This is a genomic window from Nitrosarchaeum sp., assembly GCF_025699065.1.
Taxonomy (GTDB): Archaea; Thermoproteota; Nitrososphaeria; order Nitrososphaerales; family Nitrosopumilaceae; genus Nitrosarchaeum.
Genome location: NZ_JAILWF010000003.1, coordinates 1 through 15,222, shown reverse-complemented (window position 1 = coordinate 15,222; position 15,222 = coordinate 1). Strand labels below are relative to the sequence as shown.

Here is a 15,222-nt window from a genome sequence, read left to right as displayed (position 1 = left end):
AATCTAGTTTTTGTTTAAATAGGGTTTTAAAAATGGAAAAGCATGGAATCAAATAATGAAGAGCAGTATTTTTTTAATTTCTCGTTTTTCAAGGTAGATCCCAAATGGAGATGGATGGCAGATTTAGCTAAAGCTGAATCTGCAAAAGAAGTAGAAAATGTAATTAAAAATTCAGGAATAAAATTTAGAACATATTCAACATTAGGATTAAGAGATGATGCAGACTTTTTGTTTTGGTTTGCAGCAAAAACTGTAGATGAGATTCAAAAGGTAATAGAAAAACTATACACAACGGTTTTTGGAAAATATATCATACCAGCAAAAACGTATTTGTCTTGCACTAGACCTTCAATCTACATAAAGTCTGGAAAACCATTAGGGTTTATTGTAGATGAAGAAATGAAAAAACATGTAATAGTTTATCCATTTACAAAAACCAGAGAATGGTATCTACTACCAAAAGAAGAAAGACAATCAATAATGGATGAGCATATTGAAGTCAGTAGGAAATATCCACAGATCATACTTAATACAACATATTCTTTTGGCATTCATGATGAAGACTTCATGTTAGCATTTGAAGTGGACGAAATTAGAGATTTTCAAGATTTGATAATGGATTTGAGAGAAACAAGAGTTTCAAAATATGTACAAAAAGACACTCCAATGATCGTATGTGTTAAAAAAGACATTGTTCCTTTGATAGGAAGTCTTGGATAGTGGAATCTCTAAAAGAATGGGCAACTATTGTTAGTGCACTAGAAAACGGGGATCAAACAGTTCTTTTAAGAAAAGGTGGAATATTAGATGTCACATCAGGATTTAGGATTGAATCAAAAAAGTTTCTATTGTTTCCCACACAAGAACATCAAGAACACAGTCACATAAAACCACAATTTCATAAATATCTTGAACAAGTAAAATCAAACCCACCAAAAAACGGATTTAATAGAATTACATCGTATGCCGAAATATTGGCAGAAATAGACATTTCAGTAGAAGAGACAATAAAAAAATTATCTCCATTTCATATTTGGAGTGATTCCTACATCAATGAAAGAAGAAATTGGAAACCAGAGAATCCTATGAAAGCCATGTTTTTAAAAGTCTATAAGATTCCGGAATTAAGTATACCATTAAAATCTGAATACCAGGGTTGCAAATCTTGGATAAACATAAATGAAGAAATTACAAAGGGAAAAACCGTTTTGAGTAATATAGAAATTGAATCAAAACTAGATGAGTTCAAGGAGATAGTAAATTGAAGTATAAGACATTAGGGAGAAGCGGAATCAAGGTATCTGAAATTGGATTTGGGGCATGGACATTAGGTCTTGATTGGTGGGGTAAGAAGATAGAAGAAGACGAAGGAAAACGAATGCTCAAAAAAGCATACGATTTAGGAATTAATTTCTTTGAAACAGCTGACATGTATGGTAAAGGAATAACTGAGAAATTAATCGGACAAGTTTTCAAAGGAATGAGAAATGAGATAGTAATTTCGACAAAATACGGATATGATTTTGCAAATGCAGAACAAATAGGACATGCAGAACTACCTCAAAGTTTTGAACCAGAGTTTACAAGAAAGGCACTTAGTGCATCACTTGAAAGACTACAAACAGATTATGTAGATGTTTATGGATTACATAATCCAAAATTAAATCATATTAGAGACAACACCACGTTTAATTTATTTGATAATTTAATCCAGGAAGGAAAAATAAAAGCATCACAAGTGGCACTTGGTCCAGCAATAGGATGGACACAGGAAGGACTAGAAGCTATGGAAAGAAAAAGCGTCACAGCAGTTCAAACAGTGTATAATATTTTAGAACAAACACCAGGAAATGAATTAATTGAAAAAGCAGATAAACAAAATGTTGGAATTTTAGTCAGAGTGCCTGATGCATCAGGAATTCTCACAGGTAAAGTAAAAGCAGAGACAGTAATTCCAAGCAATGATCATAGAAAAGACAGAAAACAAGAATGGAGACAAGAGGCACTAAAAAAAGTAGAACAGTTCAGACCAATTGCTGAGCGAAACGGATTAAACATAACAGAATTTGCAATTAAATTCATCTTATCAAAAAAATCAATTGGATCTGTTTTACCCACAGTTGTAAGTGTTGAAGAAATTGAATCATTTGCAGCAATATCAGATGGTAAATATCTGAATTCCTCAGATATGAAAGAGATTGATGACTTGTATAATACCTGGCCTACATACGAATTAAAAGCAACTCAAGCAAATTAGTTTTCAAATGGACAAACCATTGGATGTCATAAAGACATTAGAAATTATAGACAAAATGAAATTTGCAAAGATTGGAGAATATAAAAAATGGAATGCTATAGTTAAAAAAATTAAAAATAATGCTGAACTAAGTCCTTTAGATTTAAAATATTTTTCAAGCATGACAAGAATTTACAAAAATTCAAACAAAACTGTTAGAAGTAAAGCATATCACACAAAACTATCAAAACATGATGAAAAACCACCATGTAAGATTTGTGGGAATAATTCAGAGTATTATTGCAACATGAATGATCAATACTTTTGTATGATTCATGTGGCAGGACACGATGAAAACGAATTCTAAGATGCTGAGATTGTTTCTTCTAAAGTAAAACTATTTTCAACAAAATATTCAACACGTGTCTTTTTAAATTCACGTGTGCTAAACAATATCTTGTAATCATTCACATTGATTTGATTTTGAATGGTTTTTGCAACCTCTCCTGCTTCACTTTCAGATTTACAATGAATCATAGAAAATACACTGTATGGCCAATCAGGATATGTTGGTCTTTGGTAACAATGACTGACTTGAGGGAAAGCACCTAATTTTGAACCAACTTCTGAAATTTTATCATCAGGCACATTCCAAACAATCATGCCATTAGCTGTAAAACCAACTTCTCTATGTCGCAAAATTGCGGCAAATCTTCTCATGACTCCTATTTCCTCATAATACTTTAGTTTATCAAATAATTCATTTTCAGTGAGTCCAAGTTTTTTTGCAGGAATTAAAAATGGCCTATCAACAATATCCATATCTTTTTGTAATTCACGGATGAATTCTTTGTCTTCTTCAGTAGGAACAAATTTTATATTTTTAATTTCTTTTTTTTCTTCAGTTGGTGCAATATCATGTTTTTTTTCATCAACCATATCCAGTTTTACTCCAATTTTGAATAATTGGATTGTGGGAAGCATTCTAACTTTTTTAATTCCTTTTAAAACAGAAAATTTGTCAACTTCAGATTTTAAATCTGAGCCAGGTGGGACTGCTAGAGTAAACCATAGATTAAACTGATGATCTCGTTCATAGTTATGACTTACACCAGGATGACGATTAATTTGATTTGCCACATATTCTAATTTATCAGATTCAATTTCCATTGCCACCAAGGAACTTTTGTAACCAAGTCGTCGTGTATCAAATATTGCACTTAGCTGTCGCAATACTCCGATTTTTTTAAGATTTACTAGTCGTTCTTTGATAATTTCAGGAGTAGTTTCAAATTTTTTTGCAATGTCATCAAAAGGCTTTGGTGTAAGTGGAAAAGTCCATTGAATCTCATTAAGAATTTCCTTATCCAAATCATCCATGGATTGAGTCAATATACCATCAATCTCATTATTCAATTAAAAATGTAGCTAGGATATTACGCATTAGAGTTTAATGTATAAATAGAAACGGTAGTTGTTTTGATCGGTGATAGTTAATCTAAATCTTCAGGGCAAAGTAGTCGTCGTTATCGGAGGAGGAAATGAAGCACTAAAAAGAATTAAATCATTATTAAAAGAAAAGTGCCAGATCATAGTAATTAGCAGCACAATAAATAATGAGATAAAAAATCTAATAAAAAATAAAAAAATTAAATTTAAAAAACAAAAAATTCAAGATACATCTATTCTTTCAATCTATAAACCAGACATAGTAATTACAACAACAAACGATAAAAAACTAAATCAAAAAATAATCCATGATGCTAAAAGTAAAAAAATCATAGCATATAGCTCTGACAATTCAGAATTAAGCGATTTTTCTAATCCTGCAATTATCGATTTTGATAATTTAATTCAGATTGCAATCTTTACAAGTGGGAAAAGTCCAGCAATGGCTAAAAAATTGAGAATTGAGTCAGAGAAAATATTCAAGAAATTAATTACAAAAGAGGAAATTGGTCAAATAAAAATTCAAAATATTGTAAGAGAAATTGCAAAAAACAAGATCGCTACCCAAAATGAAAGAAAAAACTACCTCAATAGTATAATGAGTAATAAAAAGATCAAACAGTTAATAAAAGAAGGTCAACTGAAAAAAGCAGAGAAACAAGCTAGAATAATATTGAGAAACTGGAAATGAACCAAAACATAATCAATGCACGGGTTACTTTTCGTAACGCACCTATTCATATTCTTGAGAGATTTACCATAAGAGATTTAGAAAATGCATATGTTCACTTCAAAAAACATTCAGGTTTGGATGAATGCGTGATTATTCAAACATGTAATAGAATAGAACTATTTGGAAAAGCAAAAAAATACAATATTAGCAAAATCAAAAAAACATGGGCCTCACTAACAGGATTAGAAGAAGAAGCGTTTGAAGAAAACATAGAATTTGTTGAAAACGTGGAAGCTATTCATCATTTACTAAAACTAACATCAGGATTAGATTCGATGGTCATAGGAGAAGAGCAAATTCTAGGACAGATAAAAAACTCTATTACATCAGCAAGAAATGCAAAAGCTTCCGGTCAACACCTGAATAATTTATTTGATAAAGCAATCAGAATAGGAACAAGAATTAGAAATTCTTCTGGAATTAATCGTGGAGGTATTTCAGTTGGGTCAATGGCAGTAAAATTAGCTGAAGAAAACGTAGATGAGTTAAAACTAAAGAAAATTTTGCTAATTGGAACTGGGGAGGTATCAACGCTTGTTGCAAAATCACTTGTACGAAGAGGATATGATTTTGTCGTAACTAGTAGGACAATGGATAGATCTCAGGCATTTTGCGAAACCATGGGAGGCAAACCTGTAAAATTTGAAGATGTTCTATCTGGATTTGAAAATTATGACGTATTATTTGTAGCAACAACTGCTCCTTACTTTTTAGTTACTCAAGAAAGAATAGTAAAAGCGATGAAAATAAAGAAAAGCGGAATGATGATTCTAGATTTATCAAATCCTAGAACAGTTGATGAGAAAGTCGCAACTATAGGTGCAGTGAAATTAATGAATTTAGATCAAATTGCCGAGATGGTTGAAAAAAATATGAAATCGCGATTAAACAAGGTAAAAAGTGTTGAAAATATAATTAGTGAGGAGGTATCTGTACTAGAGGCTTCAATGAAAAGATTAGATGCAGAACCATTGGTGAAAGATGTCTTCAAAAATATAGATTCTCTAAGGGTAAAAGAATTACAAAAAGCACTTCAAATGCTTAATGAAAAAGATGAGAAAAAAATCAAAATAATCGAAGAATTGACAAAGGCCGTAGTAGAAAGCATTGTATCAACACCTATGAACAATATCCGTAAGGCATCAGAACAAGGTGAGCCAGATATTATCGAAATAGCAAGTAAATTATTTGACTATAAAAAACAAAAAGAATTAGACTAGAATTATATCTGACCCAGAATAAATTTTGGTGATGTCATTTCCAACTAGACGGCTTCGTAGATTAAGAACATCAGAGAAAATGAGAGAATTAATTCAGGAGACCACTTTAACATCAAGAGATCTAATTTGCCCAGTATTTGTTCAAGAAGACCTCAAATCTAGAATAAAAGTAGAATCAATGTCAGAAATTGAGAGATTACCTTTAGAAGACATCAATGATGAAATTGGAACAATTTCTGATCTGAATATCCCATCTATCATGCTGTTTGGAATTCCTACAAAGAAAGATGATGCTGGTACTTCAGCATTTGATGATAAAGGAATTGTTCAAAAGGCAATTTCTCAAATCAGAGAAAATTTTGGAGATAAAATAGTAATCATGGCAGATGTATGCTTATGTCAATTTACATCCACGGGTCATTGTGGAATAATCAAGGGAGATAAAATAGATAATGATTCCAGTCTAGAAACACTAGCAAAAATTGCAGTTAGTCAAGCAAAAGCTGGTGTAGATACTGTTTCACCTTCTGCAATGATGGATGGACAGGTATTAGCTATTAGAAAAGCATTAGACGAAGAAGGTTTCAAAGACGTTTCCATAATGTCACATTCTGCAAAGCATCGTTCATCATTTTATTCACCATTTAGGGATGCAGCAGAATGTGCACCAAAATTTGGGGATAGAAAAACGTACCAAGTTCCATTTACAAATGCACGCGAAGCAATGATGGAGGTTGAAACTGACATCAACGAAGGAGTAGACATCGTAATGATTAAGCCAGCTTTAGCATACCTTGATTTGATAGCCGAAACCCGTAGAAGATTCAATGTTCCAGTTGCAGCATACAGCGTATCTGGAGAATATGCATTAGTAAAAGGTGCAGCAAAACAAGGTTGGGTAAATGAAAAAGACATAACAGAAGAGATACTTTATTCAATTAAACGAGCTGGTGCAGACATGATTGTAACATATTTTGCAAAATCTGCAGCAAAGTTTCTTCAAAAAGCATGAGAAACGACGAACGTTTTGAGATAGAAAGGGCTTTTGATTTATTACCGCATATAGTAGGTTCAAGTTGGGCAGTTATTTGGTTTAGATTAAATAAAATTAAAAATCCTACTCGTGAAGAATATAGGAAAAAAGTTTTAGAATACCTAAAAATGATGGAACCTGTCTTTGAATCATACAAAACAGACAATCTTACAGAGATAGTAAAATACATTGAATTAAGAAAACAAGAAGAATATCAAAAAATTATTTCCGGAACAAACATAGAAGTTGAGAAGAGATATAACCGATATATTGACTATGGGTAAAAAAAATAAAAAATATTTAAGAAAAAAAGCCTATGGTAGCCCTAAAGGAATAGATACCTTGCCATATGGTTCAGATATTCTAAAGTAATATTCCTTAGATGCATCATATTCAAACGTAGTTCCACCATATCCAATGTTTGGTCCAAATAACATGTTAAATATTTCAGAGGTACTAGGTTTTACTACAATTTGTCCATTTGTGAAATCCATTCCAGAATACTTGAATGCTTTATCACCATTCCAAACATCATAATTACAGACTGCAGGACCAGTACACATCATAGAAATATTTTCAGTACTGGTGTTAAAAGCTAAAATTCTGAGGGATAAAATGGCTTGTCCACTTTCAGTAATTTCAAATGAATTTCCTTCAGTACCTAGACCTGTCCAATAATATGTCAATGGACCTGCATTGAATGATTGACCATTTGTAATAATTACGTATGATTCAATTTCATGTTTTGCTGCTTTCTCACAGTTTAGTCGTTCGTATGCTTTTTTAATGTCAGCACATTTTTCTAATTCTACCTCAAGGGAAGCAATTTTTGGATCAGTAGTTGAAGAATTTGAAGAATCAGAAGATTTGGCTTCTGCAGAAACAGAAATTACTCCAGTTTTTATCAGATGTTGAATACCATTTACAAATTCTTTATCGGTTATTGTTCCATCTGCCCACCATCCTGCATTATTTTTTACCCAATCAGGAACTGATTGAGATTTTTCTTCAGATACAGTTGTTGGAGGAATTACAATTACACCTTCTTTTATCAAAAATTGAACTCCTTGAATGAATTCAGATTCAGATATGATACCATCTGCCCACCATCCTGCATTATTTTTTACCCAATCTGGGACTCCTTCTGCACTAGCAAATGAAGTAATTGAGCCAACCAATAAAACAGCGGTTATGACGGCAATTGTTGTTTTCATTACGAGATTGTTAGAATTTATAATATTTAAGATGGTGCTAAATTATAACCTAGTGCTAATTATCAAGAAAAAAATTTTAAAAACTAGTGCCAATTGCAAAAAAAAGAAATGGATTATTTAAGTAATGAAATAAAAATGAAAAAGTGGCTAAACTAAATCCATATTTTAATGATAAAGATTGTAAAATATCGGAAAAAGACATATCAGATTATGTAATACAAAGATTTGAAGATGTAAAAAGTTCAAATAAATACAAAAACATGTTAGCATTTCATTCAACCAACAAATTCATGTTAATGGCTCATGATCAAGTAGAACTAAAAAAATTAGGAAATATTGTTGCAAGTCATAAAAAAATACCATTTTCAGAAATACTACAAGAATATGAAAATCATCTAAGACTTGCAATGGGGAAAAACCCAACGATCAAAACACATTCCAATGTAATAATGCATATTTTTGGTTATTTTTTAAAACATTTAGATCAAAATGAAAAAAGAGTATTTTTGAATGGTTTAGAACAATTTAGAGAGAATAAAAAAACAATAGGTGAAATTCTCTTAGAAATCAGCCCAATTACCTATCGTTTTGATAATACATATCTTGCAAGTCAAACGTATTTTTTGCTATATTCAGATATTGAACATAAAACAATATTTCAACCAGTAAATATCAAAGAGCATGAATAATTAAAATCTAAACTGGTTTTCCTTTATTTTGATAATCAATTACCTTGTGAAAAGTGTTATGGGATGCAATTATGGCAATCGATACAACAGGAATTCCTATAAAATTCCTTAAAGTAAACATTTCATTTGGAGATGCGACCAATATGGAAGTATTAAAAATAAGATTGAAGTTATCAAGTGACCAAAAAATCAGAGTCATCCAAGACAAAATACCACTAATCATAAATCCCAATCTGGTTTTACTATTAACAAAAATAATGGCAGATGCAATTCCGACATACCAAATAATTCCAGCTAAAAACCAAATAGGCGCATAAACTTCAGGCCTATCATCAAGCCAATAATATGTAGTTCCAATTATTGCCATCGCAATTAAAGAGCCAAGTAAGAGTTTTTGATTTATTTGAAAACCAGTTTTTTCTTCTCTTGAATTTATTTTGGGAGGATTTTCTCTCATCTCTTTTGTTGCAATATCAATTGATTCTCTAACTGATTTTAATCGAATTGGAATAATTTTAGTAATAGAATCATCATTTACGACAGTATCATGAACTAAACTATCAATTAAAGGTCGTGCTAGTGAAGCCTTCACAGGGGTAATTAGATCCACCCAATAAGATGAAAGCCTAGTTGTTAAAAATGGAATTTGGATTACAAAGAGATTTTTATTTAGATAAGCAGAGTATACACGCATCAATTCTTCATAGGTCATTTTATCTGGACCCCCAATTTCATAGATTTTACCACTTGTTTCAGGATGATTCATGCAGCCTATAAGATATTTTATAACATCATCAACTGCAATTGGTTGTGCAAGTGATTTCACCCATGATGGGGTAACCATTATTCGTAGTCTTTCTACAAGATATCTGAGCATTGCATATGAACCTCCTTGAGCACCAATAATCAGAGATGCTCTTAATTGAGTAACAGGAATAACACCAGAGGCGAGGATTTCACCAACTTCTTTTCTGCTCTGCATGTGAGGAGATAATTCCAAGCTATCATTTACTAACCCACCAAGATAGATTATTCTTTTTACATTAGCTTTGGTAGCTGTTTTGAGAAAATTTTGAGCTTGAATTCTTTCTCTAGCTGCAAATTCTCTCCAGTGATCCTTATCTCCTTCCATTGAATGGAGAAGATAATACACAATGTCAATTCCAGTCATTGCTTTTTCTAATTGTTCAACATCAAAAACATCAGCTTGAACATATTTTACATTATGTGTATTAGAAAGCTTTCTTCTACTCATCCCCTTAACAGTAAAACCAGAATAAGATAATGTTGAAATTAACCTAGAACCAATAAATCCTGCAGCCCCCGTAACCAATATGGAATAAGGACGAAGTTCAGGAGATGTATGATTATCTATTTTTTGAGTCATAATTTATTTAATTTGGTTTTACGTGATGCATCCATTTTCAAACAAGAAAACTGCAAACCATAGAAAACATACATACAAACGCTTAATCAAGTTAATTATTTAAACTAGTGCTACAGTATAGTACTAGTGCCAAATACTAAGAAAAATTGAAAATATGTTTCAAAACAAGGCTAAATTGATCAGAAGTATAAAAAATTTAGCACTAGATATCAAGGTTAGCATTAATTAAATAGTTTGTAGCATCAAATTTCAACATGGTATACATTAGAGCTAAAAAAGTAAAATCAGATAATTATCTATACTTAGTAAAAAGTGTCTGGAATTCTAAAAAAAATACATCAAAACAAGAAATTGTAAAATATTTAGGAAAAGCATCTGAAGTGGTTAAAGATGACATACCACTAGACTATAGAAATGATCCAAAAATATTAGCAATTTTGGCATCACATAATCCAAAAGACATAACAAAAAGAGAGGAATCAACAAAAAAATTAAAGCAATCACTTTACAAAAAATTAACTGATGGTGATATCCAATCATCTGTAAAAATTTATGAAGAATATATAAAAATTTTCGAACCAGTTGATTTTTTTGATAAGATTTTAAGGCCAGTGATGTATAAAATAGGAGAAGACTGGGCAGACAATACAATCAGCATAGCAACAGAACATGTTGCAAGTAATGTTGCCCAAACACTAGTTAAAATCATAATGGATAAAGTGTCAGGTAGTGCAAACAAAAAGAAAATCCTAGTATGTGTTCCACTTGGAGAAGAGCATCATTTAGGATGTGATGTGTTAGAGACATATCTTTCAATAAAAGGATTTAAAGTATACAACATAGGAACAGCAATACCTACAGAATCAATACTTAGTTTTATTGAATATAACAAACCAGACATAGTATTGCTTTCAATAACTTTGGAAGACAATATACCAGCAGGTCAAAGATTAGTCAAGAAAATAAAAGATCAATACAATATTCCAATATTAGTAGGTGGATTTGCATTTCAATCTGAAAAAACTCATAAATTTAATGCCAAAGTTATTCAGGATGTAAATTTAGATGAAATTCCAAAAATTATCAGAACGACATAAAAACAACATAATTAAAAATTAGCACTAGTCTCATATTCAATTTCAGTTTATATCAATATAACACGTAAATGAAATATGCGAAAAAAGAACCAATTACGAATCATTATGGTGAAATTTAATGGGTAGAACATGTAGAGGAATTTGTCAGATGCATAAAGCAGAGCCAGTTCCAAATAAGATCAGATATGAAATTGGACAAAAAAGATGTACTTTTTGTGGCATATTTTTGTCACTTGACGATACTCGATGTATTTGTTGTAAAGCGGTTTTGAGAACTAGAGCCAGAGGCAAGAAAAATTGAATTAACTATTGAATTTCATTTTTTAGTTGATTCAAAAAATTAGTCAAAATTTTGGTTCTTTTTTTGGCCTCAATTTTACCAGATTTTGTATTCATGAGGGATTCCAATTTGAGTAGTTTTTGATAAAAATGGTCCAGGGTCCAAATTTTATCGTCTGGAAGTCTATTTTTACAAAATGGATCTTTTACATTATAGAATGGTCTTTTTTCAAAACCACCGACTGCAAAAACTCGAGCAATTCCTATCGCACCAATGGCATCCAATCTATCAGCATCCTGAAGAATTTTACCAACCATAGTTGAAGGAACTTTATTTTGAGAGAAACTATGATCACGTATGGCATCAGAAATTATTTGAATTTCTTCATTAGTAAAATTAAATTTTTTTAAAATTTTTTTTGATTTTTCAGCACTTTGTATTGAAGAAAGCTTTGAACGTTTATCAGACTTTGGATATGAAACAATATCATGAAGCAAAACTGCGCAGAGAACAAGTTTTTTGTTTACTCGTTCTTTTTTACAGATCATTTGAGCATTTTTATACACACGCATTATATGAGCAAAGTCGTGTGCAGAATCATTATCCATTAACCCCCGTACTTTCTTTTTTAACAAAGTTACAACATTCATATTAAAATCTCCACAATCTAGGCCTTACAAATTTTAATTTTTTATATGTAATTAAATGAGCCCAATTAATGGACATGAAAAATATAACACTTCCAATACTTATTCCATCTAATAATAAAATTCCAACATAGCGTTCTTCAAAAATTTCAAGAAGTGGGGTTAAAACAATATTACTGATAGACAACATCACATAATAAGATAAAGCTCTTCCAAACCAAAATCCAACATATAGTCCAAAACTTTTTGCCCTCATCAAACCATATGTAATAAATAACATATTACTGGGAAGTGGGGTAGCTCCAAATAGAAAAGATGCAATCAAGTATCCATGTTTTTTTCTATTAAGAAAATCACCAATTATATCAAGATTGGATTGTTGTTCAGAACCCACAAATTTTCTAAAATAACTGCTTATGTTTTTTAAAATGAATCTTCCAATTGTTGCTCCAGTCGCTCCAATTATTGAAAGTGTTATCAAATTCAAACTTGGATCTAATGCATAAAATGATGATAGAATAATCCATGTCGGCGGTACTAGTATTGGAGAAGCGTTTACTCCAATGAGAATAAGAAAAATTCCAAAATAAGAAAACTCGGTAATAATTTCTAAAATATCCAACTTATCTTCGATATAATCAGGATTTTTTTATTTCTAAACCCTTGGATTGAACTTTAAGCATGAAAATACATCAAAATGATCGTAAAAAGACAAAAAATTACAAAAAAAACAGATCAATGATCAGAAATTGGAAGAAATTGCATAAATCGTTCAATATACTTATAAGCAAATTACGTATATACAACACATGGCAGAAGGAAGATGGAAATGTTTTAGATGCAATCTTACATTCAAAGATGAAAATATTGCAATGATGCACAAGAAAATTTCAAAACATTCCATTACCAAAGTAAAACAAATCGTAGCCTAAATTTTTCAAAAAACATCGAATATTTTCAGAATTTTAAGAGGATAGTGCAGAGGGTGGGATTTGAACCCACGAACTCCTGAGAGAAAGGATTTCCTATTTTTGAGGATCTTGAGTCCTTCTCGGTTGACCGGGCTTCGATACCTCTGCAATGAGACTCAATAATGACCGATATTTTTCGATTGCTATTGGATTAAAATTTGATAAAAGATCGTAAAATGTCAAGAGTTTTTTAGAATATATTTTCCAAGTAGGAAACATTACAAAAATAGTCTAAAAAATAAAGATAACACGTTTTGTGAAAAAATAAAATAGGATAAACCAAAAATCTCACTCGGTAATTAGTGATTACCAGGGTAAAAGATCATAAAATAAGATGTAAAAAATAAAAAAGAAAAATCACTCACACTAGTTTTTTACTTGTGTGAATGGAGTTATCCAAGATTGGACAATGTTTCTATTCAAGTCAGCAAAAGCGCTTACGTTATCATTGAATGTTTTGATATTTTGTACTGTTGCATCAATTGTGGTTTTTACAATTTGATTTTGGACAGTATTTGCTTGAACAACTTGCTTGTTAATATCTACAAATGTAGTTTTCATTGCATCTGGAATTTCAGTTGAAAGACCATTCTTTTTTGCAAATTCTTGCTGCATTGAGAGTGAAGCATCGATTGTTTTTTCGCAAGCTTTGACACATTCTTCTTGCAAATGGGTCATTGATTGAAAATACTGTGGTACATTTTTTGTAACGTTTTCAAAGTATTTTTGAACATTTTGCTTGTACAATGAATATGCATTGCCCGACTGATTTGATTGTGGGTTTTGTGTATTCATGACATTGATTTCATATTGGGATATATATACTATTGGTAATAAATGGTAATTAATGGTAATAATTGGGCATAATCGTCATTTATAACAAAAATATGAAATTATTCCAGATCGAACATAAAATACTAAAATCAACATAATTTTCACATATTTTTATTGTTCATACTACCAAATCAGTAGGTTTGGAAAATCTCAAGATATTTTTTGAGATTAATTTGAACTTTTTTAATCAATCAAAAATATTTAAAAAAGCTTATAATTGTCCAAACTAGAGTCAAAACACATGGCAGAATTTCAATCAGTAGCAGAAGTAAAAAAAATGCGAAGTGGTATTAATCTTAAAGCTGAAGTAAAAAGTAAAGGAGAATCAAGAACAGTGAATCTCAAAACAGGAGGTACTGTTGATGTATGCGATGCAATAATATCTGACGGTGCAGATGACATGAAACTAACATTATGGGGAGATGACATTAAAGCAGTAAATGTAGGAGATACAGTAGTAATTACAAACGGATACACAAATGAATTCAAAGGAGAAGTTTCCTTAACAAAAGGCAAATTCGGCAAGATGGAAATCAATCCACAGTAATTTTTAATGTAGATTTTTTATTCATCAACTAGTTTCAAAAATTATGATTTAAGCAAAATAATCATTCAGAAACTTCGTTTATTGTTTTGAATATTTTTCCAGTCTATAAAGTATAAAACAATCCCTATAATTAACATAAAAATACCGAAAATCAATAAAATACCAGATATTGCTAAAGGTAAAATTATATTCATAAATGGAGAATTTGGATTTGATAACCCATTAGAGTTATCAGGATCTTCAGAAATCATCACTACAATGTCAACCATTCTAGAACCACGATTTTGAATTTCAAAGTTTAATGTGTCAGATTTAGTAATTTCTAGCATTTCAAAAATTATTGGACCATCTTGTGGAAATACACCGAAATCATCTCCATAAATGTTAGAAATAGAAATAGAAAGATTGTCCCCATTATGGTAATCGAGTATTTGAACTCCCCATAACAAAGGAATATCATAAGATTTTGGACTGTAAGAGTAATATCCTAATCCACCAGGATGAATTGAGATTTTTTCAGATATTTGATTAAACATTCCTTCAAACATAGAAGGAGCATAAAAATCGCCATCAGTAAAACTAGAAGTTGGAAAAACAGATACGATAATCAAAAGAGATACAATCACTAACACTAAACCAGAAATCCCAATTATAGGACCACGTTTTTTCATTTTAATTAAAATTCTAAAGATAAAGCCTACTTTAACACTAACGATATTTCTGAATGTTATCTAAATGAGATAAAATTATCTTCTAGATTTGGACTTTTTCTTTGAGGCCTTCTTTGATGGAGCTTTGGACTTTTTCTTTGAGGCCTTCTTTGATGGAGCTTTGGACTTTTTCTTTGAGGCCTTCTTTGATGGAGCTTTGGACTTTTTCTTTGAG

The 15,222-nt window shown here is 31.0% G+C and carries 20 protein-coding genes and 1 tRNA gene; 13 read left to right on the top strand and 8 right to left on the bottom strand.

The features are described from left to right. Window positions 1-42: 42 nt before the first annotated feature. Genes K5782_RS03830 through K5782_RS03815 form a run of 4 tightly spaced genes read left to right on the top strand, consistent with a single transcriptional unit; the run spans window position 43 to window position 2,603 of the window. Window positions 43-720: a chlorite dismutase family protein gene (locus tag K5782_RS03830; RefSeq protein WP_048109508.1), complete on the top strand. Its 678-nt coding sequence runs from the start codon at window positions 43-45 to the stop codon at window positions 718-720. After that, entirely contained in the window at window positions 720-1,265 is a 546-nt protein-coding gene (locus K5782_RS03825) for a DUF1802 family protein (protein ID WP_297464102.1), read from the top strand. Before K5782_RS03830 ends, K5782_RS03825 begins: the two co-directional genes overlap by 1 nt. After that, window positions 1,262-2,257 carry an aldo/keto reductase gene (locus K5782_RS03820; protein ID WP_297464101.1) on the top strand — a complete coding sequence of 332 codons (996 nt, stop codon included), beginning with the start codon at window positions 1,262-1,264 and terminating at the stop codon, window positions 2,255-2,257. The genes K5782_RS03825 and K5782_RS03820 overlap by 4 nt, the downstream gene beginning before the upstream one ends. 7 nt (window positions 2,258-2,264) lie before the next feature. Then, on the top strand, window positions 2,265-2,603 hold the full coding sequence (locus K5782_RS03815) for a hypothetical protein (RefSeq protein ID WP_297464100.1): 339 nt from the start codon (window positions 2,265-2,267) through the stop codon (window positions 2,601-2,603). Here K5782_RS03815 and K5782_RS03810 read toward each other — a convergent pair. After that, the gene (locus tag K5782_RS03810) at window positions 2,600-3,616 is read right to left on the bottom strand and encodes an Lrp/AsnC family transcriptional regulator (RefSeq protein ID WP_297464622.1); all 1,017 of its coding nucleotides are present in this window, start codon (window positions 3,614-3,616) and stop codon (window positions 2,600-2,602) included. The genes K5782_RS03815 and K5782_RS03810 overlap by 4 nt on opposite strands. 106 nt (window positions 3,617-3,722) lie before the next feature. Here K5782_RS03810 and K5782_RS03805 point away from each other — a divergent pair, with 106 nt between their 5' ends. From K5782_RS03805 to K5782_RS03790, 4 genes are read left to right on the top strand one after another with little or no spacing between them, the layout of a single operon-like run. Next, entirely contained in the window at window positions 3,723-4,376 is a 654-nt protein-coding gene (locus K5782_RS03805; RefSeq protein WP_297464099.1) for an NAD(P)-dependent oxidoreductase, read from the top strand. Next, on the top strand, window positions 4,373-5,638 hold the full coding sequence (gene hemA / locus K5782_RS03800) for a glutamyl-tRNA reductase (protein ID WP_297464097.1): 1,266 nt from the start codon (window positions 4,373-4,375) through the stop codon (window positions 5,636-5,638). The genes K5782_RS03805 and hemA overlap by 4 nt, the downstream gene beginning before the upstream one ends. A 31-nt stretch (window positions 5,639-5,669) precedes the next feature. Further along, window positions 5,670-6,650 carry a porphobilinogen synthase gene (gene hemB / locus K5782_RS03795; protein ID WP_297464096.1) on the top strand — a complete coding sequence of 327 codons (981 nt, stop codon included), beginning with the start codon at window positions 5,670-5,672 and terminating at the stop codon, window positions 6,648-6,650. After that, window positions 6,647-6,955, top strand: coding sequence for a hypothetical protein (locus K5782_RS03790; protein ID WP_297464095.1), 309 nt, complete (start codon window positions 6,647-6,649; stop codon window positions 6,953-6,955). Before hemB ends, K5782_RS03790 begins: the two co-directional genes overlap by 4 nt. A gap of 30 nt (window positions 6,956-6,985) precedes the next feature. Here K5782_RS03790 and K5782_RS03785 read toward each other — a convergent pair whose 3' ends face one another. Next, the gene (locus tag K5782_RS03785; RefSeq protein ID WP_297464094.1) at window positions 6,986-7,885 is read right to left on the bottom strand and encodes a peptidase; all 900 of its coding nucleotides are present in this window, start codon (window positions 7,883-7,885) and stop codon (window positions 6,986-6,988) included. 143 nt (window positions 7,886-8,028) lie between these two features. Between K5782_RS03785 and K5782_RS03780 the strand changes: the two genes are divergently transcribed. Then, window positions 8,029-8,574 carry a YbgA family protein gene (locus K5782_RS03780; RefSeq protein WP_297464093.1) on the top strand — a complete coding sequence of 182 codons (546 nt, stop codon included), beginning with the start codon at window positions 8,029-8,031 and terminating at the stop codon, window positions 8,572-8,574. Window positions 8,575-8,581: 7 nt separating this feature from the next. Here the strand turns inward: K5782_RS03780 and K5782_RS03775 are convergent, their stop codons facing one another. Next, window positions 8,582-9,961, bottom strand: coding sequence for an NAD(P)H-binding protein (locus K5782_RS03775; RefSeq protein WP_297464091.1), 1,380 nt, complete (start codon window positions 9,959-9,961; stop codon window positions 8,582-8,584). Window positions 9,962-10,215: 254 nt separating this feature from the next. Between K5782_RS03775 and K5782_RS03770 the strand changes: the two genes are divergently transcribed. Both K5782_RS03770 and K5782_RS03765 read left to right on the top strand, forming a co-directional pair. After that, window positions 10,216-11,058, top strand: coding sequence for a cobalamin-dependent protein (locus K5782_RS03770; RefSeq protein WP_297464090.1), 843 nt, complete (start codon window positions 10,216-10,218; stop codon window positions 11,056-11,058). Between the two features lie 118 nt (window positions 11,059-11,176). After that, window positions 11,177-11,359 carry a hypothetical protein gene (locus tag K5782_RS03765; protein ID WP_297464089.1) on the top strand — a complete coding sequence of 61 codons (183 nt, stop codon included), beginning with the start codon at window positions 11,177-11,179 and terminating at the stop codon, window positions 11,357-11,359. 5 nt (window positions 11,360-11,364) lie between these two features. Here K5782_RS03765 and K5782_RS03760 read toward each other — a convergent pair whose 3' ends face one another. Both K5782_RS03760 and K5782_RS03755 read right to left on the bottom strand, forming a co-directional pair. Beyond that, window positions 11,365-11,988 (bottom strand): HD domain-containing protein, encoded by a 624-nt coding sequence (locus K5782_RS03760; RefSeq protein WP_297464088.1) that lies wholly within the window; start codon window positions 11,986-11,988, stop codon window positions 11,365-11,367. A 1-nt stretch (window position 11,989) separates the two neighbouring features. Continuing rightward, complete coding sequence (locus tag K5782_RS03755; RefSeq protein ID WP_297464086.1) at window positions 11,990-12,607, bottom strand: hypothetical protein; 618 nt, start codon at window positions 12,605-12,607, stop codon at window positions 11,990-11,992. 187 nt (window positions 12,608-12,794) lie between these two features. Between K5782_RS03755 and K5782_RS03750 the strand changes: the two genes are divergently transcribed. Continuing rightward, window positions 12,795-12,917, top strand: coding sequence for a hypothetical protein (locus K5782_RS03750; RefSeq protein WP_007549928.1), 123 nt, complete (start codon window positions 12,795-12,797; stop codon window positions 12,915-12,917). A gap of 45 nt (window positions 12,918-12,962) precedes the next feature. Here K5782_RS03750 and K5782_RS03745 read toward each other — a convergent pair. Both K5782_RS03745 and K5782_RS03740 read right to left on the bottom strand, forming a co-directional pair. Further along, window positions 12,963-13,064: transfer RNA gene (locus K5782_RS03745), tRNA-Leu, on the bottom strand. 258 nt (window positions 13,065-13,322) lie between these two features. Then, window positions 13,323-13,751 carry a hypothetical protein gene (locus tag K5782_RS03740; RefSeq protein ID WP_297464085.1) on the bottom strand — a complete coding sequence of 143 codons (429 nt, stop codon included), beginning with the start codon at window positions 13,749-13,751 and terminating at the stop codon, window positions 13,323-13,325. A 280-nt stretch (window positions 13,752-14,031) separates the two neighbouring features. Between K5782_RS03740 and K5782_RS03735 the strand changes: the two genes are divergently transcribed. Beyond that, entirely contained in the window at window positions 14,032-14,337 is a 306-nt protein-coding gene (locus tag K5782_RS03735; protein WP_297464084.1) for a DNA-binding protein, read from the top strand. A 65-nt stretch (window positions 14,338-14,402) separates the two neighbouring features. On the opposite strand, the gene K5782_RS03730 is transcribed toward K5782_RS03735, so the two are convergent. Continuing rightward, entirely contained in the window at window positions 14,403-15,008 is a 606-nt protein-coding gene (locus K5782_RS03730; protein WP_297464083.1) for a hypothetical protein, read from the bottom strand. Window positions 15,009-15,222: the final 214 nt, after the last annotated feature.

Coding starts and splice junctions, on each gene's coding strand:
- K5782_RS03765 (WP_297464089.1), top strand. CDS start 11,177: ATGGGTAGAACATGTAGAGGAATTTGTCAGATGCATAAAGCAGAGCCA.
- hemA (WP_297464097.1), top strand. CDS start 4,373: ATGAACCAAAACATAATCAATGCACGGGTTACTTTTCGTAACGCACCT.
- K5782_RS03770 (WP_297464090.1), top strand. CDS start 10,216: ATGGTATACATTAGAGCTAAAAAAGTAAAATCAGATAATTATCTATAC.
- K5782_RS03730 (WP_297464083.1), bottom strand. CDS start 15,008: ATGAAAAAACGTGGTCCTATAATTGGGATTTCTGGTTTAGTGTTAGTG.
- K5782_RS03735 (WP_297464084.1), top strand. CDS start 14,032: ATGGCAGAATTTCAATCAGTAGCAGAAGTAAAAAAAATGCGAAGTGGT.
- K5782_RS03750 (WP_007549928.1), top strand. CDS start 12,795: ATGGCAGAAGGAAGATGGAAATGTTTTAGATGCAATCTTACATTCAAA.
- K5782_RS03760 (WP_297464088.1), bottom strand. CDS start 11,988: ATGAATGTTGTAACTTTGTTAAAAAAGAAAGTACGGGGGTTAATGGAT.
- hemB (WP_297464096.1), top strand. CDS start 5,670: ATGTCATTTCCAACTAGACGGCTTCGTAGATTAAGAACATCAGAGAAA.
- K5782_RS03790 (WP_297464095.1), top strand. CDS start 6,647: ATGAGAAACGACGAACGTTTTGAGATAGAAAGGGCTTTTGATTTATTA.
- K5782_RS03775 (WP_297464091.1), bottom strand. CDS start 9,961: ATGACTCAAAAAATAGATAATCATACATCTCCTGAACTTCGTCCTTAT.
- K5782_RS03810 (WP_297464622.1), bottom strand. CDS start 3,616: ATGGATGATTTGGATAAGGAAATTCTTAATGAGATTCAATGGACTTTT.
- K5782_RS03815 (WP_297464100.1), top strand. CDS start 2,265: ATGGACAAACCATTGGATGTCATAAAGACATTAGAAATTATAGACAAA.
- K5782_RS03785 (WP_297464094.1), bottom strand. CDS start 7,885: ATGAAAACAACAATTGCCGTCATAACCGCTGTTTTATTGGTTGGCTCA.
- K5782_RS03740 (WP_297464085.1), bottom strand. CDS start 13,751: ATGAATACACAAAACCCACAATCAAATCAGTCGGGCAATGCATATTCA.
- K5782_RS03830 (WP_048109508.1), top strand. CDS start 43: ATGGAATCAAATAATGAAGAGCAGTATTTTTTTAATTTCTCGTTTTTC.